Raw genomic sequence first — 23,386 nt, 5'->3', positions numbered from 1 at the left:
AAAGACGTTGGCGACGCGCTTTCGTACAGGGCCCGGGCAAGGTCGGCCATTGCGCAGTGTGCCACCGCCTCGCTTCGGCAAGCGCGCGCACCGCTCAGTGGTATCGAAGGCGCCAAGGATATTCCAGAGTGCGCGCCGGGCACAGCCGATAGGCGCACGATCGGTTTATTTTCCCCGTTTTCGCCACCGATATCCGTATCGAACTGTAAAGACGACGCAACCAGGCCGGCTTCCGGTCACAGCAGGCTGGCACCTTCCCACCCCAACCATCGATTGAATTTGCCAACCCGCCCCATAGGCAATGCTCAACAGCCCACCTCGGCAAGGCCGCCTATCATTCGGCAAACCCGGTATTCACAAGGAAGCAGCCCCATGACCGATAGCCCTCGTCCAGAACTGGATATGGAAACCCAGGAGTTCATCCACCAGCTGTTCGACCTGGCCCGCCAGGGCAACAGCCAGCGCCTCGAGCAACTGCTGCAACAGGGCCTGCCGCCGAACCTGCGCAACCACAAGGGCGACAGCCTGCTGATGCTGGCCAGCTACCATGGCCACGCCGACACGGTACGCCTGCTGCTGGCCTACAAGGCCGACCCGGACCTGCGCAACCTGGCCGGGCAGACACCGCTGGCCGGCGCTGCGTTCAAGGGCGACCTGGCGATGGTCGAACTGCTCCTCGCCGGCGGCGCCGACGTCGAGGGCGCCTCGGCCGACGGCAAGACCGCACTGATGATGGCGGCCATGTTCAACCAGGCCGAGGTCGCCGCCAGCCTGCTGGCCCACGGCGCCCGTCGTGACGCCCAGGACGCCGCCGGGCTGACGCCGCTGGCGGCAGCGCGGATGATGAATGCCGAGGCCACGGTCGCGCTGCTCAGCCGGCCCCACTGAGCCTCAATCCGCCAGCACCTCGGCCAGGCTGACGACCTGGCCGAAATGATGCTTCCACAGGCGCACACCCAGCTCCCCCGAGCGATCCAGCGAGGAGCCGAGCACCAGGTCGCCGATCAGGGTCGGTTGCAGGCCGGCGTCGAACAGGGCGAAGCCGGCGGCGAGCACGCAGGTGTCGGCCTGGATGCCGCATACCAGCACCCGTTCCGCTCGCAGCGCACGCAGATGGTCGACGAGTTCCGCCGTCGGCAGGTAGCCATGCTTGACGAAGACCCGGTCGGCCGCCACCAGGCAGGCATCGTCGAGCGGCGGTCGCCAGCCGAGCTGGCGCTGGAACGGCGTACGGGATTCGTCATGGCGCTCGACGCTGGCCACCGAGGGCATCCGCCCGAGCAGTTGGCCGATGCCTTCCAGCAGCCAGTCCGGCGGGGCGAAACAGGGTTGCACGTCGACGATCAGCAGGGCCTGGCGCATCGGTAGTCGGCTCCGGAAGAACAGGCCAGGCATTCTAGCCCACTCCGCCCCGTCGCTCCGCGCTCCAGCGAAACTGGGCTAGCCTGAGGGAACCTTTCGACGGAGAGCCTTCATGCGCCCGATGTACGCCGTAGCGATCCTTTTCCTCCTGGCCGGCTGTTCCTCGGTTCCCGCCGAGAAGACCCGGGCGATCCCCGCCGAACGCCTGCTCGGCTACCAGCAACCGGTGAGCGGTGGCGGCCGGCTGGAAGTCCACCGCGACTATGGCTACCTGGGCGGCGGCTGCTACGTGGCGTTCCTTATCGACCGCCAGGTCGCCGCGCGCATCGGCGTCGGCGAGGAAGCCAGCTTCCAGGTGCCGGCGGGCGAGCATGTGGTCGGTATCGGCATCGATACCCAGGACGACACTCTCTGCGGCAAGGGCCTGCTGAACCGCGAGCTGAGAACCCGGATCGCCGCGGACGGCAACGCGCGCTTCCGTATCGTCAGCGAGGCCAGCAGCGGGTTCGACATCCGCACCGAATGATCCGGGGCGACAGGTCGGCCGCGTTCGCCGGTCGAGGTTCAAAGCGATTCCATCAGGTCCTTGCCGCGCTGCAGCCAGCCCGGCGCCGAGCCGGGGTCCGGCGGTTGCGCCTGCTCCGTACCCATGTCCTGCAAGGCCTGCTTCGCCTCGGCGAGCCAGGCCGGCGTCGCCGCCGCGGGCGCCTGGGTGAGTTCGGCCTTGGCCACCAGCCCGGCCAGGCTGCCCAGGTCGCGCGCGTTGAGCGCCTCCACGGTCTGCTGAGCCAGCAGCACCTGCTGCAATGCGGGCGATTGCACCGCCGCGACCGCCAGCGGCGGCGGTGGCGGCAACTGGCCGATCTGCTCGACCTTGTCGCCAGGCTCGCAGGTGAAGGCCCGCAGGTTGTCCAGCGCCGCCCCGCCGACCATCGGCAAGGCGATCCCGGTCAGCGGGTCGAAAGCGCTGATCTCCGGCAGGCCGACCTTGCCGCTCAGCAGCGGACGCGCCAGCGATGGCAGGAACAGCCCGAGCAGCATCCGCGGATCGCGACGCTTGACGCTGAGGCCGACGCTGGCCAGCATCACCCCTACGCCTACCACCCGCCCGGCGGTGGCCAGTACCGAGAGCCGCTTGTTCGACTCGTTGTCGAAATGCACCAGGCGATAGCGGAAGTAGTCGGTGAAGGGTTCTCGCGGGCCTATCGCCGAAGTGTTCATGAACCAGGCGCGGGAGTCGTGCACCTGTTCGTCGAACAGCGCCACCAGCTTTTCCTGGCCCGGCGCCACCCGGTCGGGAGCGCTGAACAACTGGTGGTAGCGCGCGCTGCCGTCGTGGTGGATCTGGCTGTATTCCTCGGCTTCGTCTTCCTCGTTGATCAGGAATACGGTGCCGCCGAGCAGCAGGTCGATCACTCCGCCCACCGTCATGCCGTCGTCGAGCACGCCCCAGTCGCCCTTGTAGTCATGAGCGAACTCGGCGGCGGCGCCGAGTAGTTGGCGCTGGTCCAGCGGCGGATCGAACTGCTTCTCCACCCGCAGGTCGCGCAGTTTGTCCTCGCCGCCGATCAGCGCCACGTTGCGATCCCACTCCGCCTGTTCGGCGGCGCTCATCGGCGGGAGCGGCTCGCCCTGCAGGGCGGCCGCGTACTCCCGGCTACGCCGCTTGTGCAGGGCCTCCCAGGCCTTCTGCTGGGCTTCCGGCATGTCCGGCGGGACATTGGCGAAGAACGCCTTGTTGCGCAGCCCGCCGGCATAGCGGTCGATGCGCCAGGCGGTGATCAACGCGGTCTCGCGACGGATCACCTCTTCCAGGGGGCCGGCCTTGGCCTGGGCCTGCCAGGCGTTGAAACGGGTGGCAAGTTCTTCGGAGACGCTGAACTCCGCTTCGGTTTCAGGCGTCATCTCCCGCCAGACTTCATGAAAGTCCGGATGAACGGCTGATTTGGGAACCTGCAAAGGAGCACCGGCATCAAAAGCTTCCGCATACATATGCTGCAGCGCTATCTGGGATAGCAGGAATTCCGAACCTCCCACCGCCTTACCCTGGTTGCCAACGCCATAACCCCCTCCAACATCCGAGTGAACACCAGGGTATGCATATTCCACCGTACCCTGCCGATAGCAGGAAGGCCCCGTACGACGTCCGTTGGCATCCAGGTCGCGACGGCGGATCGAATCCAGCGGAAAACTGGCACGCTGCTCATGGCATGAGATCAAATGCACGCAACGTTTCAGAAAAGCGCAGTCTTCCGGCAATGTGGTCGGTAGGCACTGAACCTGGGCTTCGTCGGGCAGCCGCATGGTGCCGTCGGCCCAATCCATATGTCCGGCGGCGAACGGCGCGCTATCCGCCAGTCCAACTGCCGCCACGGTATCGAAAAGGCCGAGGAACTCGATGGAGATCGGCAGGCCGGCGAAGCGATATTCCACCCGGCCATCGGCACCGCTGGCCCGAGTCAGCTCCTGCAGCCAGTTGGCGAAGGCTCGTGCCTCCGCCGCCCCACGGGAGAATCCATAGATATACAAACGCATGGCCAGGATATGCGGTTTCTGCCCTGAGTCCTGACGCTGGCGAAGCTTTTCCTCCAGTTCCTTGAGTTTTGGCTCCAAGGCAGCTCGGCGTTTTTTCTCGCCGTTCTCCAACAACCCACCGGTTAGAACCTTGGCAATTCCATTGGTTGCCATGTTCTTAATCATTGTTTGAGACTCATCTAGCAGAAGAGGACTTTCTGGGGTAAGCGTTCCTTGCAAAACATCAACCAAGCGGGTTATTCCCCAGTTTACTCTGTTCTCCCCACCTGCCGCCGCAATCAAACCGAGACTCGACGGAGTATATTCCCGAATATCTGGAAATACCGTACCAACCCCAGGGCAGTAATATCGAAAGAAACCCAACCCTTCCTGCACGGAACCTTCTCCGACAGAAGCATGAAATAGCTTTGCCACATTACTTCTAGAAGGCGGCAATGATGCACCATCAGCCCGATCATTATTATTAGTGCCATCATAGCCTATGCTCACATGCAGAGTTTTACAACAAGGTATTCCACTGCTTTCTCCGCCACCCTCCCTATCCCGCTTGATTTTTTCCTCATTATACTTCCGCTCTTCTTTTACCTGCCGACTTATATTCTTAGAGAGAACACTTGGCTCAAGCGGAAGAAGCCTTTCCTTCGGAAATTCAGGAGCAACACTGACAGTCACACGAATATCTTCTCGCAAGACATTTATTTCTTCGGACATTCTGCCACTCTCTCCATAACCATCGGATAGTTATAAGGATATCCAGGGTACCCCGGAGAAGTGGCCGCAGCAGTTACACGAACCTGATTGCAAGGCAGAAAGTGAACTCTTATCGGCCCAGGCCTTTCATACCTAGGTATTTCAACAACCGCCTTGTGATGCGTGTAATTTTTAGCATGTCGTCGATAGTCCTGCATATCCAGACTCCCGTACCGATCTCGCTTTAGCTCAGCCTTAGGATTAGGATCAATTTCCCACTCTACAATCGCCTCCAAACCCGGCACCCAGTACTTTGGAATCACGCCACAACATACTTGCCCACCTCCGCCCTGATGAGGGCCCAGGTTTGGCCCCCCGGCACCATTCACCGTAAATTCGTTAATCGCCGCCGAAGTATGGTTGTAACCCATGACAGGTGCAGACAGCACTTCAGGCCCAGCCTGGCATGCCACCAGCCCAAAGAAGGTGCTGAGAAAAACCACCAACCCAATGGACTTTTTAGTTCCCACACAGATCAAACTCATCAACTTCTGCATGACATACCCCTCATATCAAAGTAACCTTTATTCGGATATTCAGGATGAAACGGCGTATAACAGGCAGCTGAAGTAGCAACCTTATCACATGGAAGAAAGTGTATTTTTAGCGAACAAATCTCCTTACTATCACAAGGAGGTATATCGACGGCTTCCTTATGACGAACATACAAGAGCCCATGCTCTCTCATACGTTTTCTCCAGCCATCTGAAAATATCTTTCCGGCCAGTATTTATAAGCCCCTGGCTCAGGAACTACCTCCCACTCTACGGTTGCCTTCAAGCCCGACTTCCAAACTCTAGGAACGACACCACAACATACCTGCCATGCTCCCCCTGAAATGGACCAAGGTTTAATCCGCCAGCACCATTTACACTGAATCTGTTAATAGCCGCCGAAGTATGGTTGTATCCTCCGATAGGAGTAGACACCATATCAGAGCCTGCCTGACACGCTTGTAAAAACAAAAAACCTATCAGTAAAGCAATCAGCCAATCAGGTGTCCTTAACCCCTTTGCATTCAAGAGCTTTTGCATGAAGGCTCTCTCTTCTGAAAATACTTTCTATCTGGGTACTCTGGATGCCCCTGGCTGTAATAGGTTGTTGAGACCGCGACCTGGTCACACGGGAGGAAATGCACCTGCAACAGGCATATTTTTTCACTATATCTAGGTATATCCACGATCATCTTGTGTCGGGTGTAGCTTGAGGCATGTCTCAAGTAATCATCTTTATCCAACCGTCCATATTTATCTCGCCTTATAGCGGCGTGCGGTTTGGGATCTTTCTCCCATTCCACGACAGCTTTCAAATTTGGATTCCACTTCTTTGGAATCACTCCGCAACAAACCTGGCTACCATCCCCCTGATAAGGGCCTAAACGCGGTCCACCCGCCCCATTCACCGAAAACCAATTGATCGCCGCGGACGTATGGTTGTAACCCATCACCGGCGCCGCCAGCATGTCCGGCCCGCTCTGGCAGCTCGCGGCCAGCAGGGGCCCCGGAAGCAGGGCGGGAAGGCCGATGCCGCGCCCGTTCATGCGCGACTCGTTCCCGCCGGGGAAAAGCCGGGGCCGGGGGTCTGTTCGCGTAGCCATTGGGCGACGAAGGCATCGCGCTGGTCGAAGTCCTGCAAGCCCTGGCGGTCGGCGGCCAGGTGCGCCTGGACCAGATGCTGGAGCAGGCTTTCCTGGCTGCCCAGGCCATGCTCGCGGGGCAGCACGAAGTATTCGCGGCGGTAGGCTTCGGCCTCGCTCCAGGCGCGCAAGGCAGCGACCTGGTGCGCTTCCAGGCGGAGGGCCGCTTGCAGCGGCGGCGTCTCGTGGGCCTGGTAATGACCGGCCAGCGCCCTCGGCCGGCCGTCGCGGTCCAGCCAGTGCCAGCTGGAAACCGGGGCATGCAGGTAACGGCTCTGCCGGGGATCGAGCATGTCGCTGACGGCCATGAACAGGCCCGGCTCGTAGAAACGCAGTACGCCGCTGGAACGACCCTGGTTCCACTCGGCCTGGGTGCAGCTGCGCAGGTGCTCGCCCAGGCGCGGCAACGGCCAGGGGCTGAACAGGAGCATCAGGTGGCGGCGGCAGTCGATGCGTTCGAGCAGTTCGTCCAGCCAGGCCGCGTGGCCGTCTTCCAGGCGCAGCAGCAGCGGGCCCTCGTCGGCCAGGGCGGCCTCCGGGGTTTGCTCCAGCAATTTGAACAGCGCCGGAGGATCGCTTTGCCGCGCATGCTCGGCGAGCAAGGGATAGTCGTCCAGCCCGGTGGCATCGACCAATACATCGATGTGGGTCTGCAAGCCGCGATCGCGGGAGCGCTGCCACAGCTCACGGGCCCAATGGCGGGGGTTCGGCGTCATCGCGGTTCCTCAGCGCTCGGCGAGCGCCTGGCCTCTTTTCTTCGCCTGTAGCAGGCACTCTTCGCAGACCGGTTGCCGCGGCGGCAGGTTGGCCGCGACCGCCTCGGGTGGCGCGCCGGAGCTGTCCTGGTCGGCCATGCCCGGCACCCGCGGCATCTTGATCGCGATCCCCGAGCCGCTTCCCGGTGCGCCGCCTGCATTGATCCGTGCCAGCGGGCCGCTGATGGCGATGCCGCTTGCGTCAAGCCGGATGAAGCTGCCGCCGGCCTTCACCGTCAGTTCGCTGTCAGCCTCGATCACCATCTTCTGCCCGGCCTTCAGGTGGATCTCGCGCCCGGCCCTGGCCAGGTAGGCACGACCGAGCTTCACGTGCTGGCTGTCGCCGACCGTCAGATGGTCATCGGCCTTCAGCTCGACCTTGCGCTCTCCGTGCACGGTGTGATGCTCCTCGGCCTTGAACTCGCTGTAGCTGTTCGCCTCCACGGTGTCGTGGCGTTCGTGGCCGACGCGGATCTTCTGGTCGTGCTCGATGTTCTCGTCCCAGTCGCGCTGGGCATGGACGAAGATCTGTTCCTGGCCCTTGCGATCCTCGATGCGCAGCTCGTTGTAGCCACCACCGCCAGGGCTGCTGAGGCTCTTGAAGACGCTGCGGGTCTGGTTCGCCGGCAACTCGTAGGGCACCGGGTGGGCGGCGTGGTAGACGCAGCCGCTGACCAGCGGCTGGTCGGGATCGCCTTCGAGGAAGTCCACCAGCACTTCCATGCCGACCCGCGGAATGACGATGCCGCCATAGCCGTTGCCGGCCCAACCGCTGGCTACGCGTAGCCAGCAACTGCTCTTGTCGTCGCCCTGGCCCTCGCGGTCCCAGTGGAACTGCACCCTGACCCGGCCGTAGCGGTCGCAGTGGATTTCCTCGCCTGGCGGGCCGGTCACCACCGCGGTCTGGCTGCCCAGCACGCGCGGCTTCGGGTGCTCCAGCGGCGGGCGGAAGAACACCTCCCAGGGCGTGGCGAGGAAGCGGTTGCGGTAGCCCTGCTGGAAGTCGTCCGTGCTGGCCGACGTGTCGGAGGTAACGTTCTCTTCCAGCACCTGCGGCTGCTTGCCTTCGTGGAAGACTTCGCTGAGCAGCCACAGGTCGTTCCACTCCGCGCGCGGGTGCTCGGCGATCTCCAGGAAATGCCCGCTGACCAGCAGCGGCTGGTCGCTGACCCCTTCGCCCAGGCGCCGGTCGGCGCGGTGCCGCTCCAGGGCGCGCTGGCTGAGCAGCTTGCCGCGCTGGCGATCGACGAAGCGACCGGGGTAGTCGTAGTCCTCCAGGTCCGGCTCGGCCGGGGCGTCGGCAGCGGGGCGATTGCCGGCCTCCAGCAGCAGCCGCGGCTTCTCGAAGTCGTAGTCGCGGCGAGTGGTGCGCGTGGTGCGGCTGGCCAGGCGCAGGCTGAAGCGCTTGATCACCGGTTCGTCGGCGACCAGCCCGCTGTCGTGCACGTAGGCGGTGGGACGGCCCAGGCGGGGGAACACCGTCTGGTCGTCGCCGAACACCAGCAGGTGCGCCTCGGCGCTGTGCCGGAAATGGAAATGGATGCCCTCTTCGGCACAGAGGCGCTGGACGAAATGCAGGTCGCTTTCGTCGTACTGCACGCAGTATTCGCGCTCGGGATACCGGGTGCCGAGCTGGAAGCGGTAGGCGTCGGCGAGGATGCCGTGCTCCTCGAGGATCAGGGCGACGATCTGCGGCACCGTGAGGTGCTGGAAGATCCGCTGGTTGTTGCGCTGGGCGAGGTAGGCCAGGTGTGGGACGAGGGTGAGGCGATAGCGGGTCAGGCGCTTGCCGGCATCGCCCTGGGCAGCGCCGTAGACCAGGCCGTGGACACCCTGCCCCTGCGGGGTGAAGGCGAGGAAGGCGGGCCGGTGGAGGAACGTTTCGAGGTCGAGGCCGGCACGCTCTCCGACCAGTTCGAGTTCGAAACGGTAGGGGCGACTGATGCCTTCGTGGCCGTTGAAGGCGAGGACCTGCAGGTCATGGCGGAGGCCGTCGAGGGTGAGGCTGAAGTGGGTCTGGTTGGCCGGGTTGAACATCCGCTGTCCCCTGTTGCTCGAAAAACCTGCACGGCTGGCGTCCCTGTTCGCCGTGGTCGCTCCGAAGAGCGGGATGTCGCGGATGCTACGTCAAAAAAACTGTGCAAATTGTTGCGCACATCGCCGGAAAACCGCGGCGCGCCTGACCCTCGACAGTATGTAACAAAATATTTCAGAAAAATCCGACGAGCGAAGGACCGCCCCCGAACCGGGCCGGCCCATGCGCAATCAGCCTTGCAGACGCTGCGCCAAACGCTCCTGAAGTTGTGCGAGCACTTCAGGGTCGCCCTGCTTCGCCGCATGGATGCCGAGATTCTCGCCGCTGAAGCGCGGGATGACGTGGAAATGGATGTGGAAGACCGTCTGCCCGGCGGGGGCGCCATTGAACTGGGCGATCTGCACGCCGTCCGGCTGCACCTCCTCGACCAGGGCGCGGGTCAGGCGCTGGACCACGGCCATGACCTTGGCCAGGTTCTGCGCATCGATCTCGAGCAGGTTGCGCGCCTCGGCGTGCTTGGGAATCACCAGGGTATGCCCGTAGGACTGCGGGAACAGATCGAGGAAGGCGAGCACGTCCTCGTCTTCGTAGACCTTGTAGCAGGGAGCTTCGCCGCGAATGATCTTGGCGAAGATGTTCTGGGAATCGTAAACGCCGTGCAGACTCATGGAGGCTTTCCTTGAACGAACCGGAATAGACCTGCGCACCATACCGGCTCGCTACCCGCTCGTCACGACGTGATGCGTCGCGCGCGCCACACACTTCGAAAGAAATTGTCACAAGCCCGTCATCACCCTTCCCTACTTTCGTAGCACTCGCCGGATGGCCCTGCCGTCTCGCACAGCCACCTCCTCAACATAGGGAAATGCGTCATGACCCCAGGTTATCCCCTCGCCCTCTCTCTTGCCGTCTCCATGGCCGTGCTCGGCAGCGCCTTGCCGGCCCAGGCGCGCCAGGACGATCCGTCGCTGTTCAACCGCCAGGCCCGTGGCGAACTCAGCGAGTACGGCGGCGCACGGCGCGTCGAGCAGGACCTGACCCAGGCCCTGAAGCAGTCGCTGTCGAAGAAGAAGGCGAAGAACGTGATCCTGCTGATCGGCGACGGCATGGGCGACTCCGAGATCACCGTGGCGCGCAACTACGCGCGCGGCGCGGGCGGCTACTTCAAGGGTATCGATGCGCTGCCGCTGACCGGCCAGTACACCCACTACTCCCTGCACAAGGACAGCGGCCTGCCGGACTACGTGACCGATTCCGCCGCCTCCGCCACCGCCTGGACCACCGGGGTCAAGTCGTACAACGGCGCGATCGGCGTGGATATCCACGAACAGCCGCACCGCAACCTGCTGGAGCTGGCCAAGCTCAACGGCAAAGCCACCGGCAACGTCTCCACCGCCGAGCTGCAGGACGCCACCCCCGCCGCCCTGCTCGCCCACGTCACCGCTCGCAAGTGCTACGGTCCCGAGGCCACCAGCAAGCAGTGCCCGAGCAATGCCCTGGAGAACGGCGGCGCCGGCTCGATCACCGAGCAGTGGCTGAAGACCCGCCCTGACGTGGTTCTCGGCGGCGGCGCCGCGACCTTCGCGGAAACCGCCAAGGCTGGCCGCTATGCCGGCAAGACCCTCCGCGCCCAGGCCGAAGCCCGCGGCTACCGGATCGTCGAGAACCTCGACGAGCTGAAAGCCGTGCGCCGCGCCAACCAGAAGCAGCCGCTGATCGGCCTGTTCGCGCCGGGCAACATGCCAGTGCGCTGGCTCGGTCCGACCGCCACCTACCACGGCAACCTGAACCAGCCGGCGGTGAGCTGCGAGGCGAACCCGAAGCGCACCGCCGACATCCCGAGCCTGGCGCAAATGACCAGCAAGGCCATCGAGCTGCTGAAGGACAATCCGAACGGCTTCTTCCTGCAGGTCGAGGGCGCGTCCATCGACAAGCAGGACCATGCCGCGAATCCGTGCGGCCAGATCGGCGAGACCGTCGACCTCGACGAAGCCGTGCAGAAGGCCCTGGCCTTCGCCAAGGCCGATGGCGAGACCCTGGTGATCGTCACCGCCGACCACGCCCACTCCAGCCAGATCATCCCGCCGGAAACCGCCGCGCCGGGGCTGACCCAACTGCTCACGACCAAGGACGGCGCGCCGCTGGCGATCAGCTACGGCAACTCCGAGGAAGGCTCCCAGGAGCACACCGGCACCCAGTTGCGCATCGCCGCCTACGGCCCGCAGGCGGCCAATGTCACCGGCCTGACCGACCAGACCGACCTGTTCTTCACCATCCGTCGCGCACTGAACCTGCGCGACTGATCGGACCAGAACGAAAAAGGCGCGCCGGTTTCGACCGGCGCGCCTTTTTCATTTCGCGCGGTATCCCTGGAACTAGCCCTCGACCTGGCTCCACTGCTTGGCCAGGCGCTTGTCCGAGACCGGCAGCCGGGTTCCCAGTTGCTGGGCGAACAGCGAGACCCGGTACTCCTCCAGCATCCAGCGATACACCTGCAACTCGGCGTCGCGCTTGCCTTCCTGGGCGTGCTTGGCGAGGCGCGCCTGGTATTGCGCCCAGAGTTCGCCCAGCTCGCCGCTCCACACCCGGTCGCGCTGGACCTGGCCGGCGACCTTGTCCAGGCGCTGCTCGATGGCCTTGAGGTAACGCGGATACTCCTTCAACCACTCCAGCGGGGTGGCGCGGACGAACCCCGGATACACCAGGTTGGCCAGTTGGCCCTTGACGTCGTTCAGCGGCACGGTCATGGCCAGCTCGACCTTGCCCTTGAAGCGCTTCTGCAGGCCGTGCCAGAGCTTGAGGATATCCAGCACCAGGCGTGCCAGGCGCTCGGCGTGCTCGTTCCAGGCAGCGCGCTTGCGCTCGGCCAGCGCGGCCAGGGCGGCGCCGTCGCGCGGCAGGCTTTCGCCCTGCAGCACGCAACTGTCGAGACTGGCCAGGAGGATGTCCTCGACCAGCGCCTCGACCCGTCCCAGCTCGCGGTACAGCAGGCCCATCTCGGTCTGCCCCGGCAGCTTGGCGCGCAGGTACTTGGCCGGCTCGGCCAGTTGCTGCAACAGCAGTCGTTGCAGGGCGCGGCGGTGTTGGTAGTCGGCCTCGGCCTGGGTCGGGAAGCGCCCTTCCTTGACCTCGCCCTGCTCCTCCACCAGCGCCGGGTATACCGTCATCGACAATCCGGCGACCTTCTGCTGGGCCTTCTCGGCGACGCTGGCGAAGGCCTTGGCCTCCACCGGACGCTGCTGTTCCTTGTCGGCCTGGGGTATCGCCAGCGCCGCCTGGCTGGCTTCGGCGAAACGCGCGGTGAGTTCGGCCAGGTCGCGGCCCTCGCCGAGGAACTTGCCCTGGGCGTCGACCACCTCAATGTTCATCCGCAGGTGATCGTCCAACTGCGTCGCCGCCTCGGCCCAGGCCTCGTCGGCTACCCGCACGCCGGTCATGCGCTGAAGCTCGCGGCCCAGCACCTGCGGCAGCGAACCTTCGCCGAAGGTGATGCGCTCCAGGGCGGCGCGGACGAAGTCCGGTACCGGCACGAAGCTCTTGCGGATCGCCTTCGGCAGGTTGCGCACCAACGCCACCGCCTTGTCGTAGAGCAGGCCGGGCACCAGCCAGTCGATGCGTTCGGCCGGCAATTGCGGCAGCAGCGGCGCCGGTACCCGCACGGTGACGCCGTCGCGCGCGGTGCCGGGCTCGAACTGGTAGCTCAGCGACAGGTGCAGATCGCCCAGGCGCAGGCGATCCGGGTACTGCGCCGCAGTGACTTCGCTGGCTTCGCGGGCCAGCACGTCTTCCTCGCGCATCAGCAGCAGGTCCGGCTGGTTCTGCCGCTCGCGGGCGTACCATTTCTCGAAACTGGCGGTCTGGTAGATATCCGCCGGCAGGCGCGCGTCGTAATAGGCGAACAGGGTTTCCTCGTCGGCCAGGATGTCGCGCCGGCGTGCCTTGGCTTCCAGCTCGTCGAGCTTTTCCAGCAACTGCCGGTTGGCGCTCAGGCACTTGGCGCGGCTGTTGATCTCGCCGCGCACCAGGCCTTCGCGGATGAACAGCTCGCGCGCCACCGGCGGGTCGATCGGACCGTAGTGCACCGGACGTCGACCGATGACGATGAGGCCGTAGAGGGTGACCTGCTCGAACGCCACCACCTGGCCGCGACGCTTCTCCCAGTGCGGCTCGAAGTGGTTGGTCTTGATCAGGTGCCCAGCCAGCGGCTCCAGCCAGTCCGGCTCGATCTTCGCGACCATTCGGGCGAACAGCTTGGTGGTCTCCACCAGTTCCGCGGCCATGATCCATTGCGGGCGCTTGCGAGCGATGCCGCTGGACGGATGGATCCAGAAACGTCGCTGGCGAGCGCCGAGGTAGTCGCCTTCCTCGGCCTTCTGCCCGATCTGGCTGAGCAGGCCGGACAGGATCGCTTTGTGGACCGCCGCGTAATCGATCCCCGGTACCTCGCGTTCGTTGTCGGCCGACGCGCCTTTCTTCGCCTCCGGCTTGCGCGCCTCGGCCTTGGCCGGACGCCCGAACGGCAGCTTCAGTTCGCGGCAGATCAGGGTCAGTTGGCGGTGGGCGTCGCGCCACTCACGCAGGCGCAGGTAGTTGAGGAAGTTCTTCCGGCACCAGCTGCGCAGGGCATTGGAACCCAGCGCCTGGCGCTGCTCCTCGAAGCCACGCCAGAGATTGATCAGCGCGGCGAAGTCGGAATCCGGGTCCTTCCATTGCGCGTGCGCCTGGTCGGCGGCCTGCTGCCGCTCCACCGGACGCTCGCGCGGGTCCTGCACGGACAGCGCGCTGGCCACCGTCAACACTTCCTCGAGGCTACCCTGCTGGGCCGCCTCCAGCAGCATGCGGCCCAGCCTCGGGTCGATCGGCAGGCGCGCCAGTTGGCGCCCCAGCGGGGTCAGCTGGCCTTCGCGGTTGACCGCCGACAGTTCCTGCAGAAGGGTGAAGCCGTCCTTGATCGCCTTGCCGTCCGGCGGCTCGATGAAGGGGAACGCCTCGATGTCGCCGAGGCGCAGGTGCAGCATCTGCAGGATCACCGCGGCCAGGTTGGTGCGGAGGATTTCAGGGTCGGTGAAGGCCGGACGCGCGTTGAAGTCCTCCTCGCTGTAGAGACGCACGCATATGCCCGGCTCGACCCGTCCGCAACGGCCCTTGCGCTGGTTGGCGCTGGCCTGCGACACCGCCTCGATGGGCAGCCGCTGGACCTTGGCGCGGTAGCTGTAGCGGCTGATCCGCGCGGTGCCGCTGTCGATCACGTAACGGATGCCCGGCACCGTCAGCGAGGTTTCCGCGACGTTGGTGGACAGCACGATCTTGCGTCCCGGGCGCGGCTGGAAGATCTTCTGCTGCTCGGCCGGGGTCAGTCGCGCGTACAGCGGCAGCACCTCGGTGTGGCGCAGGTTGGCCTTGCGCAGCATCTCCGCGGCGTCGCGGATCTCCCGCTCGCCGGGGAGGAACACCAGCACGTCGCCGGGCCGCTTGCCGACCTCGCGTTCGTGGGCGGCGATCTCGTCGAGGGCGGCGAGGATGCCCTGGTCCACCGACAGGTCGTCCTCGACCCGGTTGCCCTCCTCGTCGGTTTCCGCCGCCAGCGGCCGGTACCAGGTCTCCACCGGATAGGTGCGGCCGGAAACCTCGATCACCGGGGCGCCGTCGAAATGCCGGGAGAAACGCTCCAGGTCGATGGTCGCCGAGGTGATGATCAGCTTCAGCTCCGGACGCCGGTGCAACAGGGTCTTCAGGTAGCCGAGGAGGAAGTCGATGTTCAGGCTGCGCTCGTGGGCTTCGTCGACGATCAGCGTGTCGTAGCGCTCCAGGTAGCGGTCGTGCTGGGTCTCGGCCAGGAGGATGCCGTCGGTCATCAGCTTGACCAGGGTGCTGTCGTCGCTCTGGTCCTCGAAGCGCACCTGGTAGCCGACCAGCGCGCCCAGCGGCGTACCGATCTCTTCCGCGACCCGCGTCGCCACGCTGCGCGCCGCCAGCCGACGCGGCTGGGTATGGCCGATCAGGCCGTGGATGCCGCGACCCAGCTCCAGACAGATCTTCGGCAACTGGGTGGTCTTGCCCGAGCCGGTCTCGCCGGCGATCACCACCACCTGGTGGGCGGCGATAGCGGCCTTGATCTCGTCGCGCTTGGCGGCGATCGGCAGGCTGTCGTCGTAGCGGATCGCCGGCACGCTGGCGCGCCGCGCCTCGACCTTGGCGCAGGAGGTCTGGAAGCGCTCGACCCACTGCGCCAGGCGCGCGTCGTCGGGCTGCTTGCGCAGTTCGTGGAGCTGCCGGCGCAAGCGGTGGCGGTCGCTGATCTGGGCCTGGTCGAGGCGCCGGACGAGTTGGTCAAGGGAAGGAGTCTGGTCGGTCATCTAGGCTTTTCGAATGCTGTGAGCGTGCCGCAGTCGCGGAGGACGGGAGAAGCTCCGGCCACTGCCGAGGCGAAAAATATTCGGAATTGTCGCAGATTTGAGCGGAAGAGGACGAATCCCGGTTAACGCTCGCTGCCGCGATACGGCCGACGCTGCTGGTGGGCGATGGCCCTCTCAGCGCCCCAGTCGCTTGAGCATCTCGGCCAGCGGCAGCGCATCGGCGGTGCCCGCCCGGCAGTCGGCGAGGCGATCCTCGGCCACTCGCAGCCATTGGCGCTCCACCTCGGGGCCGGCGCGATGCAGCAATGCCTGGGTCAGTTCCAGACGCCGGCTGATCGGCAGACGGCGTATTTCTTCGGCCAGGGCAGGATCGAGGCGGGCCATGGGGGGTTCCTCCGGCAGGTGATGCGCTGCCGGCACGTCCGCACAGGCCCGCTCACCCCGCAACCGACTGCCTGCAACGAAGAAGCCCCGCATCGGCGGGGCTTCTTCAGGCAACAGCGGACTTACTTCTGGCCCGCTTTCTTCAGCTCTTCGTCGCGCAGTTCGCGGCGCAGGATCTTGCCGACGTTGGTGGTCGGCAGGCTGTCGCGGAACTCCACGGCCTTCGGCCGCTTGTAGCCGGTCAGGTTGTCATGCATGTGCTGCATGACCTGTTCCTTGGTCAGGGTCGCCCCCGGCTTGACCACCACGAAGACCTTGATCGACTCGCCGGACTTCTCGTCGGGGATGCCGATCGCGGCGCACTGCAGGACGCCCGGCAGGGTCGCCAGCACGTCTTCCAGTTCGTTCGGATACACATTGAAGCCGGAGACCAGGATCATGTCCTTCTTCCGGTCGACGATGCGCATGTAGCCGTCTTCCTGGATGATCGCGATATCGCCGGTCTTCAGCCAACCATCGGCGTCGAGGATCTCGTCGGTGGCCTCCTGGCGCTGCCAGTAGCCCTTCATCACCTGCGGACCCTTCACGCAGAGTTCGCCGCGCTCGCCCAGGGGCACTTCCTGGCCGTCGTCGCCAATCACCTTGCACAGGGTCGAGGGCACCGGGATACCGATGGTGCCGACCTGGATGTTCTGGAACGGGTTGACCGATACCACCGGCGCGGTCTCGGTCATGCCGTAGCCTTCGCAGATGGCGCAGCCGGTGACTTCCTTCCAGCGCTCCGCGGTGGCCAGTTGCAGCGCCATGCCGCCGGAGAGGGTCAGCTTCAGCGCGGAGAAGTCCAGCTTGCGGAAGGTTTCGTTGTTGCACAGGGCGACGAACAGGGTGTTCAGGCCGACGAAGCCGGTGAACTTCCACTGGCCGAGGTCCTTGAGCATCGACGGCAGGTCGCGAGGGTTGGTGATCAGGATGTTGTGGTTGCCGGTGAGCATCATCGCCATGCAATGGAAGGTGAAGGCATAGATGTGGTACAGCGGCAGCGGCGCGATGAGGATCTCGCAGCCCTCGTTGAGGTTGGCGCCCATCAGCGCCTTGCACTGCAACATGTTGGCCACCAGGTTGCGGTGGGTCAGCATGGCGCCCTTGGCGACCCCGGTGGTGCCGCCGGTGTATTGCAGCACGGCGACGTCGTCGGCCTGCGGCGCGGCTTCCTGGAACGACTTGCCGGCGCCCCTGGCCAGCGCGTCGGTCAGCTTGGTGGCTTGCGGCAGGCTGTAGGCCGGCACCATCTTCTTGATGTGCTTGACCACGAAGTTGACGATGAAGCGCTTCAGCGGCGGCAGGATGTCGCCGACTTCGGTGACGATCACCTGCTTGACGCCGGTCTTCGGCAGTACGCCCTCGACCAGGTGGGCCATGTTGGCCAGGCAGACCACCGCCTTGGCGCCGGAGTCGTTGAACTGGTGTTCCAGTTCGCGCGCGGTGTACAGCGGGTTGGTGTTGACCACGATGAGGCCGGCGCGCATGGCGCCGAAGACCACGATCGGGTATTGCAGGACGTTGGGCAACTGGACGGCGATGCGGTCGCCGGGCTTGAGATCGGTGTGCTGCTGCAGGTAGGCGGCGAAGTCGCCGGACAGCTTGTACAGCTCGCCGTAGGTCAGGGTCTTGCCCAGGTTGGTGAACGCGGGCTTGGTGGCAAAACGTTGGCAGGACTCCTTCAGTACCGACAGGATGTTCGGGTACTGGTCGGGATTGATCTCGGCAGCAATACCCGCTGGGTACTTGTCCTTCCAGAAGTTTTCGATCATGGAAGCCCACTCCTAAGCAACAGCTAATCTTCACCGCTCATGGCGGCATCTTGTTGTGATCTGCTCGCTAACCCTGGACCCAGGGCTATTAGGCGCGCCGAGATTATCAGCTTTGCCAGAGGCAGACCAGCACCAAACATGACCTATTCGGTCAAAAAAATGACCGAGACATTAGTCTCGGTCACGGTCTTTCCTGTCCCCGGCAAATGCCCGTTTCAGAGCCTTGTAAGGCTATCAGGCGATTTCGCGCAGCTCACGACGGAGGATTTTACCCACAGGCGTCATCGGTAATGCATCCTTGAGCACAATCTGTCGCGGAATTTTGTATCCGGTGAGGTTTTCCTTGCAGTAGGCCTTGAGTTCCTCGACCGACAGGCTGGGGTCGCGGGCCACCACGAACAGCTTCACCGCCTCGCCGGACTTCTCGTCGGGAATGCCCACCGCCGCGCAACTGGCCACCTTCGGATGGGCCATCACCACGTCTTCGATCTCGTTGGGGTAGACATTGAAGCCGGAGACCAGGATCAGGTCCTTCTTTCGATCGACGATGCGCACGAAGCCGTCCTCGTCGATCACCGCGATGTCGCCGGTCTTCAGCCAGCCTTCGGCATCGAGAATCTCCTCGGTGGCCTCGGGACGCTGCCAGTACCCCTTCATCACTTGCGGACCTTTCACGCAGAGTTCGCCACGTTCGCCGACAGGCAGCTCGTTGCCTTGCTCGTCGATCACCTTGAGCGCCGTGCCCACGACCGGTATCCCCACCGTACCCAGGCGTGCCTGCTCGCCGTAGGGGTTGGTGGTCACCACCGGCGAGCATTCGGTGAGGCCATAGCCTTCCACCACGGTGCAGCCGGTGACGCCCTTCCAGCGCTCGGCGGTGGCGCTGACCAGTGCGGTGCCGCCGGAGTTGGTGAGCTTCAGGTTGGAGAAATCGACGTCCTTGAACCCGGGGTGCTCCATCAGCGCGACGAACAGGGTGTTGAGGCCGAGCAGCGCGGAGAAACGCCACTTCTTCAGTTCCTTGACGAAACCGGGGATGTCGCGCGGGTTGGTGATCAGCACGTTATGGTTGCCGCTGACCATCATGCACATGCAGTTCGCGGTGAAGGCATAGATGTGGTAGAGCGGCAGCGGCGCGATCATCACCTCCTGCGCCTCCTTCATCAGCGGCAGGCCATCCTTGCCGAGCTGGGAAAGCTGGGCGTGGACCTGCAGCATGTTCGCCACCAGGTTGCCGTGGGTGAGCATCGCCCCCTTCGAGACCCCGGTGGTGCCGCCGGTGTACTGCAACACGGCGACATCCTCCAGGCCGCCCCTGACCGGCTGCAGGGCATGGCCCTGGCCTTGCTTCAAGGCCTGCCTGAACGGCAGCGCCTGGGGCAAGCGATAATCGGGGACCATCTTCTTCACCGACTTCACCACGCTGTTCACCAGCCAACCCTTCAGCGCCGGCAACAGGTCGCCCATGCGCGCCTCGATCAGGTACTCGATCCGCGTATCCGGGAGCACTTCCTCGACCAGCTTGCCGAACACGTTCAGGTAGACCAGCGCACGCACGCCGGCGTCCTTGAACTGGTGGCGCATTTCGCGGGCGGTGTACAGCGGATTGGTGTTGACCACCACCAGCCCCGCGCGCAAGGCGCCGAACACCGCGATGGGATATTGCAGGACATTGGGCATCTGCACCGCGATGCGGTCGCCGGGCTGGAGATCGGTCTGTTTCTGCAGGTAGGCGGCGAAGGCGGCGGACAGACGATCGAGTTCGGCATAGCTGAGCGTCACGCCGAGATTGCTGAAGGCCGGGCGGTCGGCGAATTTCTTGCAGGAGCGCTCGAAGACCTCGACCACGGAACGGTAGGCGGCGAAGTCGAGACTGTCGGGTACGCCGGCCGGGCGTTTGTCGTTCCAGAATTCAGGTTGCATTTATTCTTGTCCTCTTACCTGAGCGGGTCTGGCCCGCATGTGCGGGGCATCGGGCAACTTAGCAGTTGCGTCGGACAGCGCAAATACTCCTCCTGCCCTTATTGATAGTGTGAATCTCCAGCCTGTCGCTCTTCGCCGCCCGCCATTCCAGAGCGGCCCGTGCCCAAGGGTGGCGCTTTTCCGGGACGAAGCCGCGTACGCTGCTAGAATGCGCCGGAACGCGTCCGTCCGGCACAAGGAACGAACATGCCCGCCGCTGCCTACTGGCTCCCCGCCAGCGACGAAACCCCGCTGTACACCCGCCACTGGCCGAGCGCAACGGCCGTCGGCGCGGTGATGCTGTCCCACGGCATGGCCGAGCACGCCGGTCGCTACGAGCGTCTCGCCGCCGCGCTGAACGCTGCCGGCTACCACTTCTATGCGATCGACCAGCGCGGCCACGGCCGGACCGCCGAAGCCGACGAGCTGGGCCACTTCGCCGACCAGGGCGGCTGGGGCAAGGTGGTCGGCGACCTGGCCAGCCTGAACCACCATATCCGCCAGCAGCACCCGGAACTGCCGATCTTCCTGCTGGGCCACAGCATGGGCAGCTACATCTCCATGGCCTACCTGCTGCACCACAGCTGCAGCCTGCAAGGGGCGATCCTTTCCGGCTCCAACTACCAGCCGCAAGCGCTCTACCGGGTCGCCCGCCTGATCGCCCGCTTCGAGCGCTGGCGCCAGGGGCCGCTGGGCAAGAGCGCGCTGATCGACTTCCTCTCGTTCGGCTCGTTCAACAAGGCGTTCAAGCCCAATCGCACGGCCTTCGACTGGCTCAGTCGCGATCCGCAGGAAGTCGACAGGTACGTGGCCGACCCGCTGTGCGGCTTCCGCTGCAGCAACCAGTTGTGGGTGGACCTGCTCGGCGGCCTGGCCGATATCACCCCGCCCACCCACCTGCGGCAGATCGATGCCGACCTGCCGCTGCTGGTCATCGGCGGCGAACGCGACCCGGTCAGCCAGGGCAAGCGCCTGGGCGACCTGGCCGACGCCCTGCGCGGTGCCGGGCTGCGCCAGGTGACCCTGAAGACCTATCCCGAGGCCCGTCACGAGCTGTTCAACGAGAGCAACCGCGACGCGGTCACCCAAGACCTGATCGACTGGCTGGAACAGGCCCTGCGCCACCGCCGGGATCATTCGACAAAGGAGAGAACATGAGCCAGGTCCAGAACATTCCCTACGCCGAGCTAGAGGTCGGGCAAAAGGCCGAGTACACCAGCAGCATCGCCGAGCGCGACCTGCAGTTGTTCGCCGCAGTCTCCGGCGACCGCAACCCGGTGCACCTGGACGCCGCCTACGCGGCCACCACCCAGTTCAAGGAACGCATCGCCCACGGCATGCTCAGCGGCGCCCTGATCAGCGCGGCGATCGCCACCGTGCTGCCCGGCCCAGGCACCATCTATCTCGGCCAGACCCTGCGCTTCACCCGTCCGGTCAAGCTCGGCGACGACCTGAAGGTCGAACTGGAAGTCCTCGAGAAGCTGCCGAAGAACCGCGTGCGCATAGCCACGCGGGTGTTCAACCAGGCAGGCAAGCAGGTGGTCGACGGCGAAGCGGAGATCATGGCGCCGGAAGAGAAGCTCAGCGTCGAGCTGGCCGAACTGCCGCCGATCAGCATCGGCTGAGCGGCTTTCCCTATCGTCGGGCCATCCGGCCCGGCGGACTTGCCGGGCCGCCGCGCGCTGCTCTACCCTGTCCGCTGTCTTACCTCAATCACCAGGGATAACCGAAGGCACTCCACCGCCCGAAACCCCTTACCGGGAATCGGAGCCGCCATGGACCTTCGCTTGCTGTTGCTATCCCTGACCACCTTCGCCGCCGGCCTGGCGGAAAGCATCCTGATCGGCATCCTGCCGCCCCTGGCCGAAGACCTGCGGGTCTCCATCAGCCTGGCCGGCCAGCTCACCACCCTGTTCTCCCTCGGCTTCGCCCTCGCCGCACCGCTGCTCGGCTGGCTGACCCGGCGCATCGAACGCCGCCGCCTGCTGCTGGCGACCCTGCTGCTGTTCGCCCTCAGCAACGCGCTCGCCGCCCTCGCTCCGGGCTATCTCGGCCTGCTCCTGGCTCGCCTGGGAATGTCGGCCTGTTGCGGGCTGCTGATCGTCCTCGCCAGCCTGCTCGCCGCCGAGCTGGCCGCCCCGGCCCAGCGCGGCCGGGCGATCGGCCTGATCTTCATGGGCATCAGCGGTTCGCTGGTGTTCGGCGTGCCACTGGGCGTACAGATCAGCGACTGGTTCGGCTGGCGCTGGATCTTCGCCGGCATCGCGGTCTATTCGCTGCCCTTGTGCCTGCTGCTCTGGCGCTACCTGCCGCAACGCCAGGCCGGCGACCTGCCAGGCCGCGAAGGCTACCTGCGGCAGTTGCGCCAGCCCGCGCTGTGGCTCGCGCAACTGGTATCGATCCTGTTGCTCGGCGGGCACTTCACCCTGTTCGCCTATTTCACCCCGTACCTGGCGAGCATGGCCGGTATTCGCTCGCCCAGCGAGATCAGCCTGATCCTCCTGCTGATCGGCCTGGCAGCGCTGAGCGGCGGCTATATCGGCGGCTGGCTGGCCGACCGCCTCGGCCACCGGCGCGCCCTGCGTCTGGTACCGGCGGCCTTCGCCCTGGCGCTGGCGGCGGTGCCGCTGAGCCTGGGCAGCATCGGGTTCCTGCCGGTACTGATGGTCTGGAGCGCGATCAGCTGGATGATCTCGCCGGTGGTGCAGAGCTTCCTGCTGCGCAGCGATCCGGCCAGCGGTTCCGCCGGCGTCGCCCTGAACACCTCGGCCATGCACCTGGGCGTGGGCCTCGGCGCGGCGCTGGGCGGCCTGGTGGTGGCGGCACTGGGAGTCGCCGCGACGCCCTGGGTCGGCCTCGCCCTGGTGCTGGCGGCGCTGGCCTGCGCGCTTGGCGCCAGCACGCTGGATGGCGCCACGCAAGCGCTGCCGTTCAGTCCCCCTGCACGGTGACGCTGGCGGTCATCCCGGCGCTCAGGTGGACATCCGCCGGCACCTGGTCGAGGCGGATGCGCACCGGAATGCGCTGCGCCAGGCGCACCCAGTTGAAGGTCGGCTCGACATTGGCCAGCAACTGGCCGTCCGGCGTCGAGTTGCGGTCGGTGATACCGCTGCTGATGCTCTCCACCGTGCCGTCGATCGGCTGATCGCCGCTCATCAGGCGGACCTGGGCGCGCATGCCGACGCGGATGCCGGGCAGCTTGGTTTCCTCGAAGTAGGCGACCACATAGAAGGACTGCTGGTCGACCAACGCCATCACCGCCTGGCCCGCCGTGGCGTAGTTGCCCTGGGCCAGGCGCAGGTTGGTCACCTGGCCGTTGCGCGCGGCGCGCAGCTCGCTGCGCTTGAGGTTGAGTTCGGCGATCTTCACCTGGGCCAGCGCCTCCTGGTACTCGCTGCGAGCGATGGCGGCATTGATCTGGGCGTTTTCCTTGTCCTCGGCGCTGATCGCGCCGATGCCCAGGCGGCTGCGCCGGGCCGCCTCGTTCTGGCGCAACAGGTATTGCTGGTGACGGGTCTCGGCGACGGCGCGGGCCTGCTCCAGGTTGGCCTGGTAGCGTTCCTGGTCGATGCGCATCAGCACGTCGCCGACCTTGACCACCTGGTTGTCCTTGACCTCCAGGTCGGTCACCCAGCCGGACACGTCCGGCGCCACCACCACCACGTCGGCCCGCACCCGGGCATCGCGGGTCCAGGGCGAGAGCATGTAGTAGCGCCAGAGCCAGATGCCGGCGAGGACAGCGGCAGCGACCACCAGCAGGGTGACGACGACGCGAAGCGATGCACGCATGCGAATCTCCT

21 protein-coding genes are annotated in these 23,386 nt (G+C 65.1%); 6 read left to right on the top strand and 15 right to left on the bottom strand.

All coding sequences use genetic code 11. The features are described from left to right. Window positions 1–372: 372 nt before the first annotated feature. Window positions 373–888: an ankyrin repeat domain-containing protein gene (locus ACM0M4_RS09485; RefSeq protein WP_031684419.1), complete on the top strand. Its 516-nt coding sequence runs from the start codon at window positions 373–375 to the stop codon at window positions 886–888. Between the two features lie 3 nt (window positions 889–891). Here ACM0M4_RS09485 and ACM0M4_RS09480 read toward each other — a convergent pair whose 3' ends face one another. Continuing rightward, complete coding sequence (locus ACM0M4_RS09480) at window positions 892–1,395, bottom strand: cysteine hydrolase family protein (protein ID WP_003119669.1); 504 nt, start codon at window positions 1,393–1,395, stop codon at window positions 892–894. 79 nt (window positions 1,396–1,474) lie between these two features. On the opposite strand from ACM0M4_RS09480, the gene ACM0M4_RS09475 reads away from it, so the two are divergent. Then, complete coding sequence (locus ACM0M4_RS09475; RefSeq protein ID WP_003104441.1) at window positions 1,475–1,888, top strand: hypothetical protein; 414 nt, start codon at window positions 1,475–1,477, stop codon at window positions 1,886–1,888. 38 nt (window positions 1,889–1,926) lie between these two features. Here ACM0M4_RS09475 and ACM0M4_RS09470 read toward each other — a convergent pair whose 3' ends face one another. The 9 genes from ACM0M4_RS09470 to ACM0M4_RS09430 all read right to left on the bottom strand — a co-directional run bounded on the left by ACM0M4_RS09470 (window position 1,927) and on the right by ACM0M4_RS09430 (window position 9,741). After that, the gene (locus ACM0M4_RS09470; protein WP_079741948.1) at window positions 1,927–4,608 is read right to left on the bottom strand and encodes a T6SS phospholipase effector Tle1-like catalytic domain-containing protein; all 2,682 of its coding nucleotides are present in this window, start codon (window positions 4,606–4,608) and stop codon (window positions 1,927–1,929) included. Next, window positions 4,593–5,144 carry a DUF3304 domain-containing protein gene (locus ACM0M4_RS09465; protein WP_033875117.1) on the bottom strand — a complete coding sequence of 184 codons (552 nt, stop codon included), beginning with the start codon at window positions 5,142–5,144 and terminating at the stop codon, window positions 4,593–4,595. Before ACM0M4_RS09465 ends, ACM0M4_RS09470 begins: the two co-directional genes overlap by 16 nt. After that, a complete protein-coding gene (locus ACM0M4_RS09460) occupies window positions 5,132–5,335 on the bottom strand; it encodes a DUF3304 domain-containing protein (protein ID WP_071543491.1) in 204 nt (67 codons plus the stop codon). The genes ACM0M4_RS09465 and ACM0M4_RS09460 overlap by 13 nt, the downstream gene beginning before the upstream one ends. Continuing rightward, the gene (locus ACM0M4_RS09455) at window positions 5,332–5,502 is read right to left on the bottom strand and encodes a DUF3304 domain-containing protein (protein ID WP_306767816.1); all 171 of its coding nucleotides are present in this window, start codon (window positions 5,500–5,502) and stop codon (window positions 5,332–5,334) included. The genes ACM0M4_RS09460 and ACM0M4_RS09455 overlap by 4 nt, the downstream gene beginning before the upstream one ends. After that, window positions 5,424–5,681 (bottom strand): DUF3304 domain-containing protein, encoded by a 258-nt coding sequence (locus ACM0M4_RS09450; RefSeq protein WP_079384284.1) that lies wholly within the window; start codon window positions 5,679–5,681, stop codon window positions 5,424–5,426. Before ACM0M4_RS09450 ends, ACM0M4_RS09455 begins: the two co-directional genes overlap by 79 nt. Then, entirely contained in the window at window positions 5,666–6,187 is a 522-nt protein-coding gene (locus tag ACM0M4_RS09445; protein ID WP_004351092.1) for a DUF3304 domain-containing protein, read from the bottom strand. Before ACM0M4_RS09445 ends, ACM0M4_RS09450 begins: the two co-directional genes overlap by 16 nt. Next, window positions 6,184–6,999 (bottom strand): DUF4123 domain-containing protein, encoded by an 816-nt coding sequence (locus tag ACM0M4_RS09440; protein ID WP_003107607.1) that lies wholly within the window; start codon window positions 6,997–6,999, stop codon window positions 6,184–6,186. The genes ACM0M4_RS09445 and ACM0M4_RS09440 overlap by 4 nt, the downstream gene beginning before the upstream one ends. Window positions 7,000–7,008: 9 nt before the next feature. Beyond that, window positions 7,009–9,075, bottom strand: coding sequence for a type VI secretion system tip protein TssI/VgrG (gene tssI, locus ACM0M4_RS09435; protein WP_010791865.1), 2,067 nt, complete (start codon window positions 9,073–9,075; stop codon window positions 7,009–7,011). Window positions 9,076–9,303: 228 nt separating this feature from the next. Next, on the bottom strand, window positions 9,304–9,741 hold the full coding sequence (locus ACM0M4_RS09430; RefSeq protein WP_003160751.1) for an HIT family protein: 438 nt from the start codon (window positions 9,739–9,741) through the stop codon (window positions 9,304–9,306). Window positions 9,742–9,945: 204 nt separating this feature from the next. Here ACM0M4_RS09430 and phoA point away from each other — a divergent pair, with 204 nt between their 5' ends. Beyond that, window positions 9,946–11,376, top strand: a complete 1,431-nt coding sequence (phoA, locus tag ACM0M4_RS09425; protein WP_019396313.1) for an alkaline phosphatase — start codon at window positions 9,946–9,948, stop codon at window positions 11,374–11,376. Between the two features lie 72 nt (window positions 11,377–11,448). On the opposite strand, the gene hrpA is transcribed toward phoA, so the two are convergent. The 4 genes from hrpA to fadD2 form a co-directional block, all read right to left on the bottom strand. Next, on the bottom strand, window positions 11,449–15,429 hold the full coding sequence (gene hrpA / locus ACM0M4_RS09420) for an ATP-dependent RNA helicase HrpA (RefSeq protein WP_003124328.1): 3,981 nt from the start codon (window positions 15,427–15,429) through the stop codon (window positions 11,449–11,451). 174 nt (window positions 15,430–15,603) lie between these two features. Beyond that, window positions 15,604–15,813 carry an addiction module protein gene (locus ACM0M4_RS09415; protein ID WP_010791866.1) on the bottom strand — a complete coding sequence of 70 codons (210 nt, stop codon included), beginning with the start codon at window positions 15,811–15,813 and terminating at the stop codon, window positions 15,604–15,606. 122 nt (window positions 15,814–15,935) lie between these two features. Next, window positions 15,936–17,624 carry a long-chain-fatty-acid--CoA ligase FadD1 gene (gene fadD1 / locus ACM0M4_RS09410; RefSeq protein WP_003091643.1) on the bottom strand — a complete coding sequence of 563 codons (1,689 nt, stop codon included), beginning with the start codon at window positions 17,622–17,624 and terminating at the stop codon, window positions 15,936–15,938. A 234-nt stretch (window positions 17,625–17,858) separates the two neighbouring features. Then, complete coding sequence (gene fadD2, locus ACM0M4_RS09405) at window positions 17,859–19,547, bottom strand: long-chain-fatty-acid--CoA ligase FadD2 (protein WP_034001235.1); 1,689 nt, start codon at window positions 19,545–19,547, stop codon at window positions 17,859–17,861. A gap of 246 nt (window positions 19,548–19,793) precedes the next feature. On the opposite strand from fadD2, the gene ACM0M4_RS09400 reads away from it, so the two are divergent. From ACM0M4_RS09400 to ACM0M4_RS09390, 3 genes are all read left to right on the top strand, one after another. Beyond that, the gene (locus tag ACM0M4_RS09400; protein ID WP_004345097.1) at window positions 19,794–20,744 is read left to right on the top strand and encodes an alpha/beta hydrolase; all 951 of its coding nucleotides are present in this window, start codon (window positions 19,794–19,796) and stop codon (window positions 20,742–20,744) included. After that, on the top strand, window positions 20,741–21,211 hold the full coding sequence (locus tag ACM0M4_RS09395) for a MaoC family dehydratase (RefSeq protein WP_003117593.1): 471 nt from the start codon (window positions 20,741–20,743) through the stop codon (window positions 21,209–21,211). Before ACM0M4_RS09400 ends, ACM0M4_RS09395 begins: the two co-directional genes overlap by 4 nt. Window positions 21,212–21,361: 150 nt before the next feature. Beyond that, window positions 21,362–22,537, top strand: coding sequence for an MFS transporter (locus ACM0M4_RS09390; RefSeq protein ID WP_003117592.1), 1,176 nt, complete (start codon window positions 21,362–21,364; stop codon window positions 22,535–22,537). Here the strand turns inward: ACM0M4_RS09390 and ACM0M4_RS09385 are convergent. After that, a complete protein-coding gene (locus tag ACM0M4_RS09385) occupies window positions 22,518–23,375 on the bottom strand; it encodes an efflux RND transporter periplasmic adaptor subunit (RefSeq protein WP_003091654.1) in 858 nt (285 codons plus the stop codon). The genes ACM0M4_RS09390 and ACM0M4_RS09385 overlap by 20 nt on opposite strands. Window positions 23,376–23,386: the final 11 nt, after the last annotated feature.

Source organism: Pseudomonas sp. 18-147 (assembly GCF_051048045.1).
Classification (GTDB): Bacteria; Pseudomonadota; Gammaproteobacteria; order Pseudomonadales; family Pseudomonadaceae; genus Pseudomonas; species Pseudomonas aeruginosa.
This window is presented reverse-complemented; position numbering and strand designations above follow the sequence as displayed.

Bases quoted from the DNA above. Each gene is read 5' to 3' on its own strand.
- ACM0M4_RS09485 (WP_031684419.1), top strand. From the start codon at position 373: ATGACCGATAGCCCTCGTCCAGAACTGGATATGGAAACCCAGGAGTTC.
- ACM0M4_RS09480 (WP_003119669.1), bottom strand. From the start codon at position 1,395: ATGCCTGGCCTGTTCTTCCGGAGCCGACTACCGATGCGCCAGGCCCTG.
- ACM0M4_RS09475 (WP_003104441.1), top strand. From the start codon at position 1,475: ATGCGCCCGATGTACGCCGTAGCGATCCTTTTCCTCCTGGCCGGCTGT.
- ACM0M4_RS09470 (WP_079741948.1), bottom strand. From the start codon at position 4,608: ATGTCCGAAGAAATAAATGTCTTGCGAGAAGATATTCGTGTGACTGTC.
- ACM0M4_RS09465 (WP_033875117.1), bottom strand. From the start codon at position 5,144: ATGCAGAAGTTGATGAGTTTGATCTGTGTGGGAACTAAAAAGTCCATT.
- ACM0M4_RS09460 (WP_071543491.1), bottom strand. From the start codon at position 5,335: ATGAGAGAGCATGGGCTCTTGTATGTTCGTCATAAGGAAGCCGTCGAT.
- ACM0M4_RS09450 (WP_079384284.1), bottom strand. From the start codon at position 5,681: ATGCAAAAGCTCTTGAATGCAAAGGGGTTAAGGACACCTGATTGGCTG.
- ACM0M4_RS09445 (WP_004351092.1), bottom strand. From the start codon at position 6,187: ATGAACGGGCGCGGCATCGGCCTTCCCGCCCTGCTTCCGGGGCCCCTG.
- ACM0M4_RS09440 (WP_003107607.1), bottom strand. From the start codon at position 6,999: ATGACGCCGAACCCCCGCCATTGGGCCCGTGAGCTGTGGCAGCGCTCC.
- tssI (WP_010791865.1), bottom strand. From the start codon at position 9,075: ATGTTCAACCCGGCCAACCAGACCCACTTCAGCCTCACCCTCGACGGC.
- ACM0M4_RS09430 (WP_003160751.1), bottom strand. From the start codon at position 9,741: ATGAGTCTGCACGGCGTTTACGATTCCCAGAACATCTTCGCCAAGATC.
- phoA (WP_019396313.1), top strand. From the start codon at position 9,946: ATGACCCCAGGTTATCCCCTCGCCCTCTCTCTTGCCGTCTCCATGGCC.
- hrpA (WP_003124328.1), bottom strand. From the start codon at position 15,429: ATGACCGACCAGACTCCTTCCCTTGACCAACTCGTCCGGCGCCTCGAC.
- ACM0M4_RS09415 (WP_010791866.1), bottom strand. From the start codon at position 15,813: ATGGCCCGCCTCGATCCTGCCCTGGCCGAAGAAATACGCCGTCTGCCG.
- fadD1 (WP_003091643.1), bottom strand. From the start codon at position 17,624: ATGATCGAAAACTTCTGGAAGGACAAGTACCCAGCGGGTATTGCTGCC.
- fadD2 (WP_034001235.1), bottom strand. From the start codon at position 19,547: ATGCAACCTGAATTCTGGAACGACAAACGCCCGGCCGGCGTACCCGAC.
- ACM0M4_RS09400 (WP_004345097.1), top strand. From the start codon at position 19,794: ATGCCCGCCGCTGCCTACTGGCTCCCCGCCAGCGACGAAACCCCGCTG.
- ACM0M4_RS09395 (WP_003117593.1), top strand. From the start codon at position 20,741: ATGAGCCAGGTCCAGAACATTCCCTACGCCGAGCTAGAGGTCGGGCAA.
- ACM0M4_RS09390 (WP_003117592.1), top strand. From the start codon at position 21,362: ATGGACCTTCGCTTGCTGTTGCTATCCCTGACCACCTTCGCCGCCGGC.
- ACM0M4_RS09385 (WP_003091654.1), bottom strand. From the start codon at position 23,375: ATGCGTGCATCGCTTCGCGTCGTCGTCACCCTGCTGGTGGTCGCTGCC.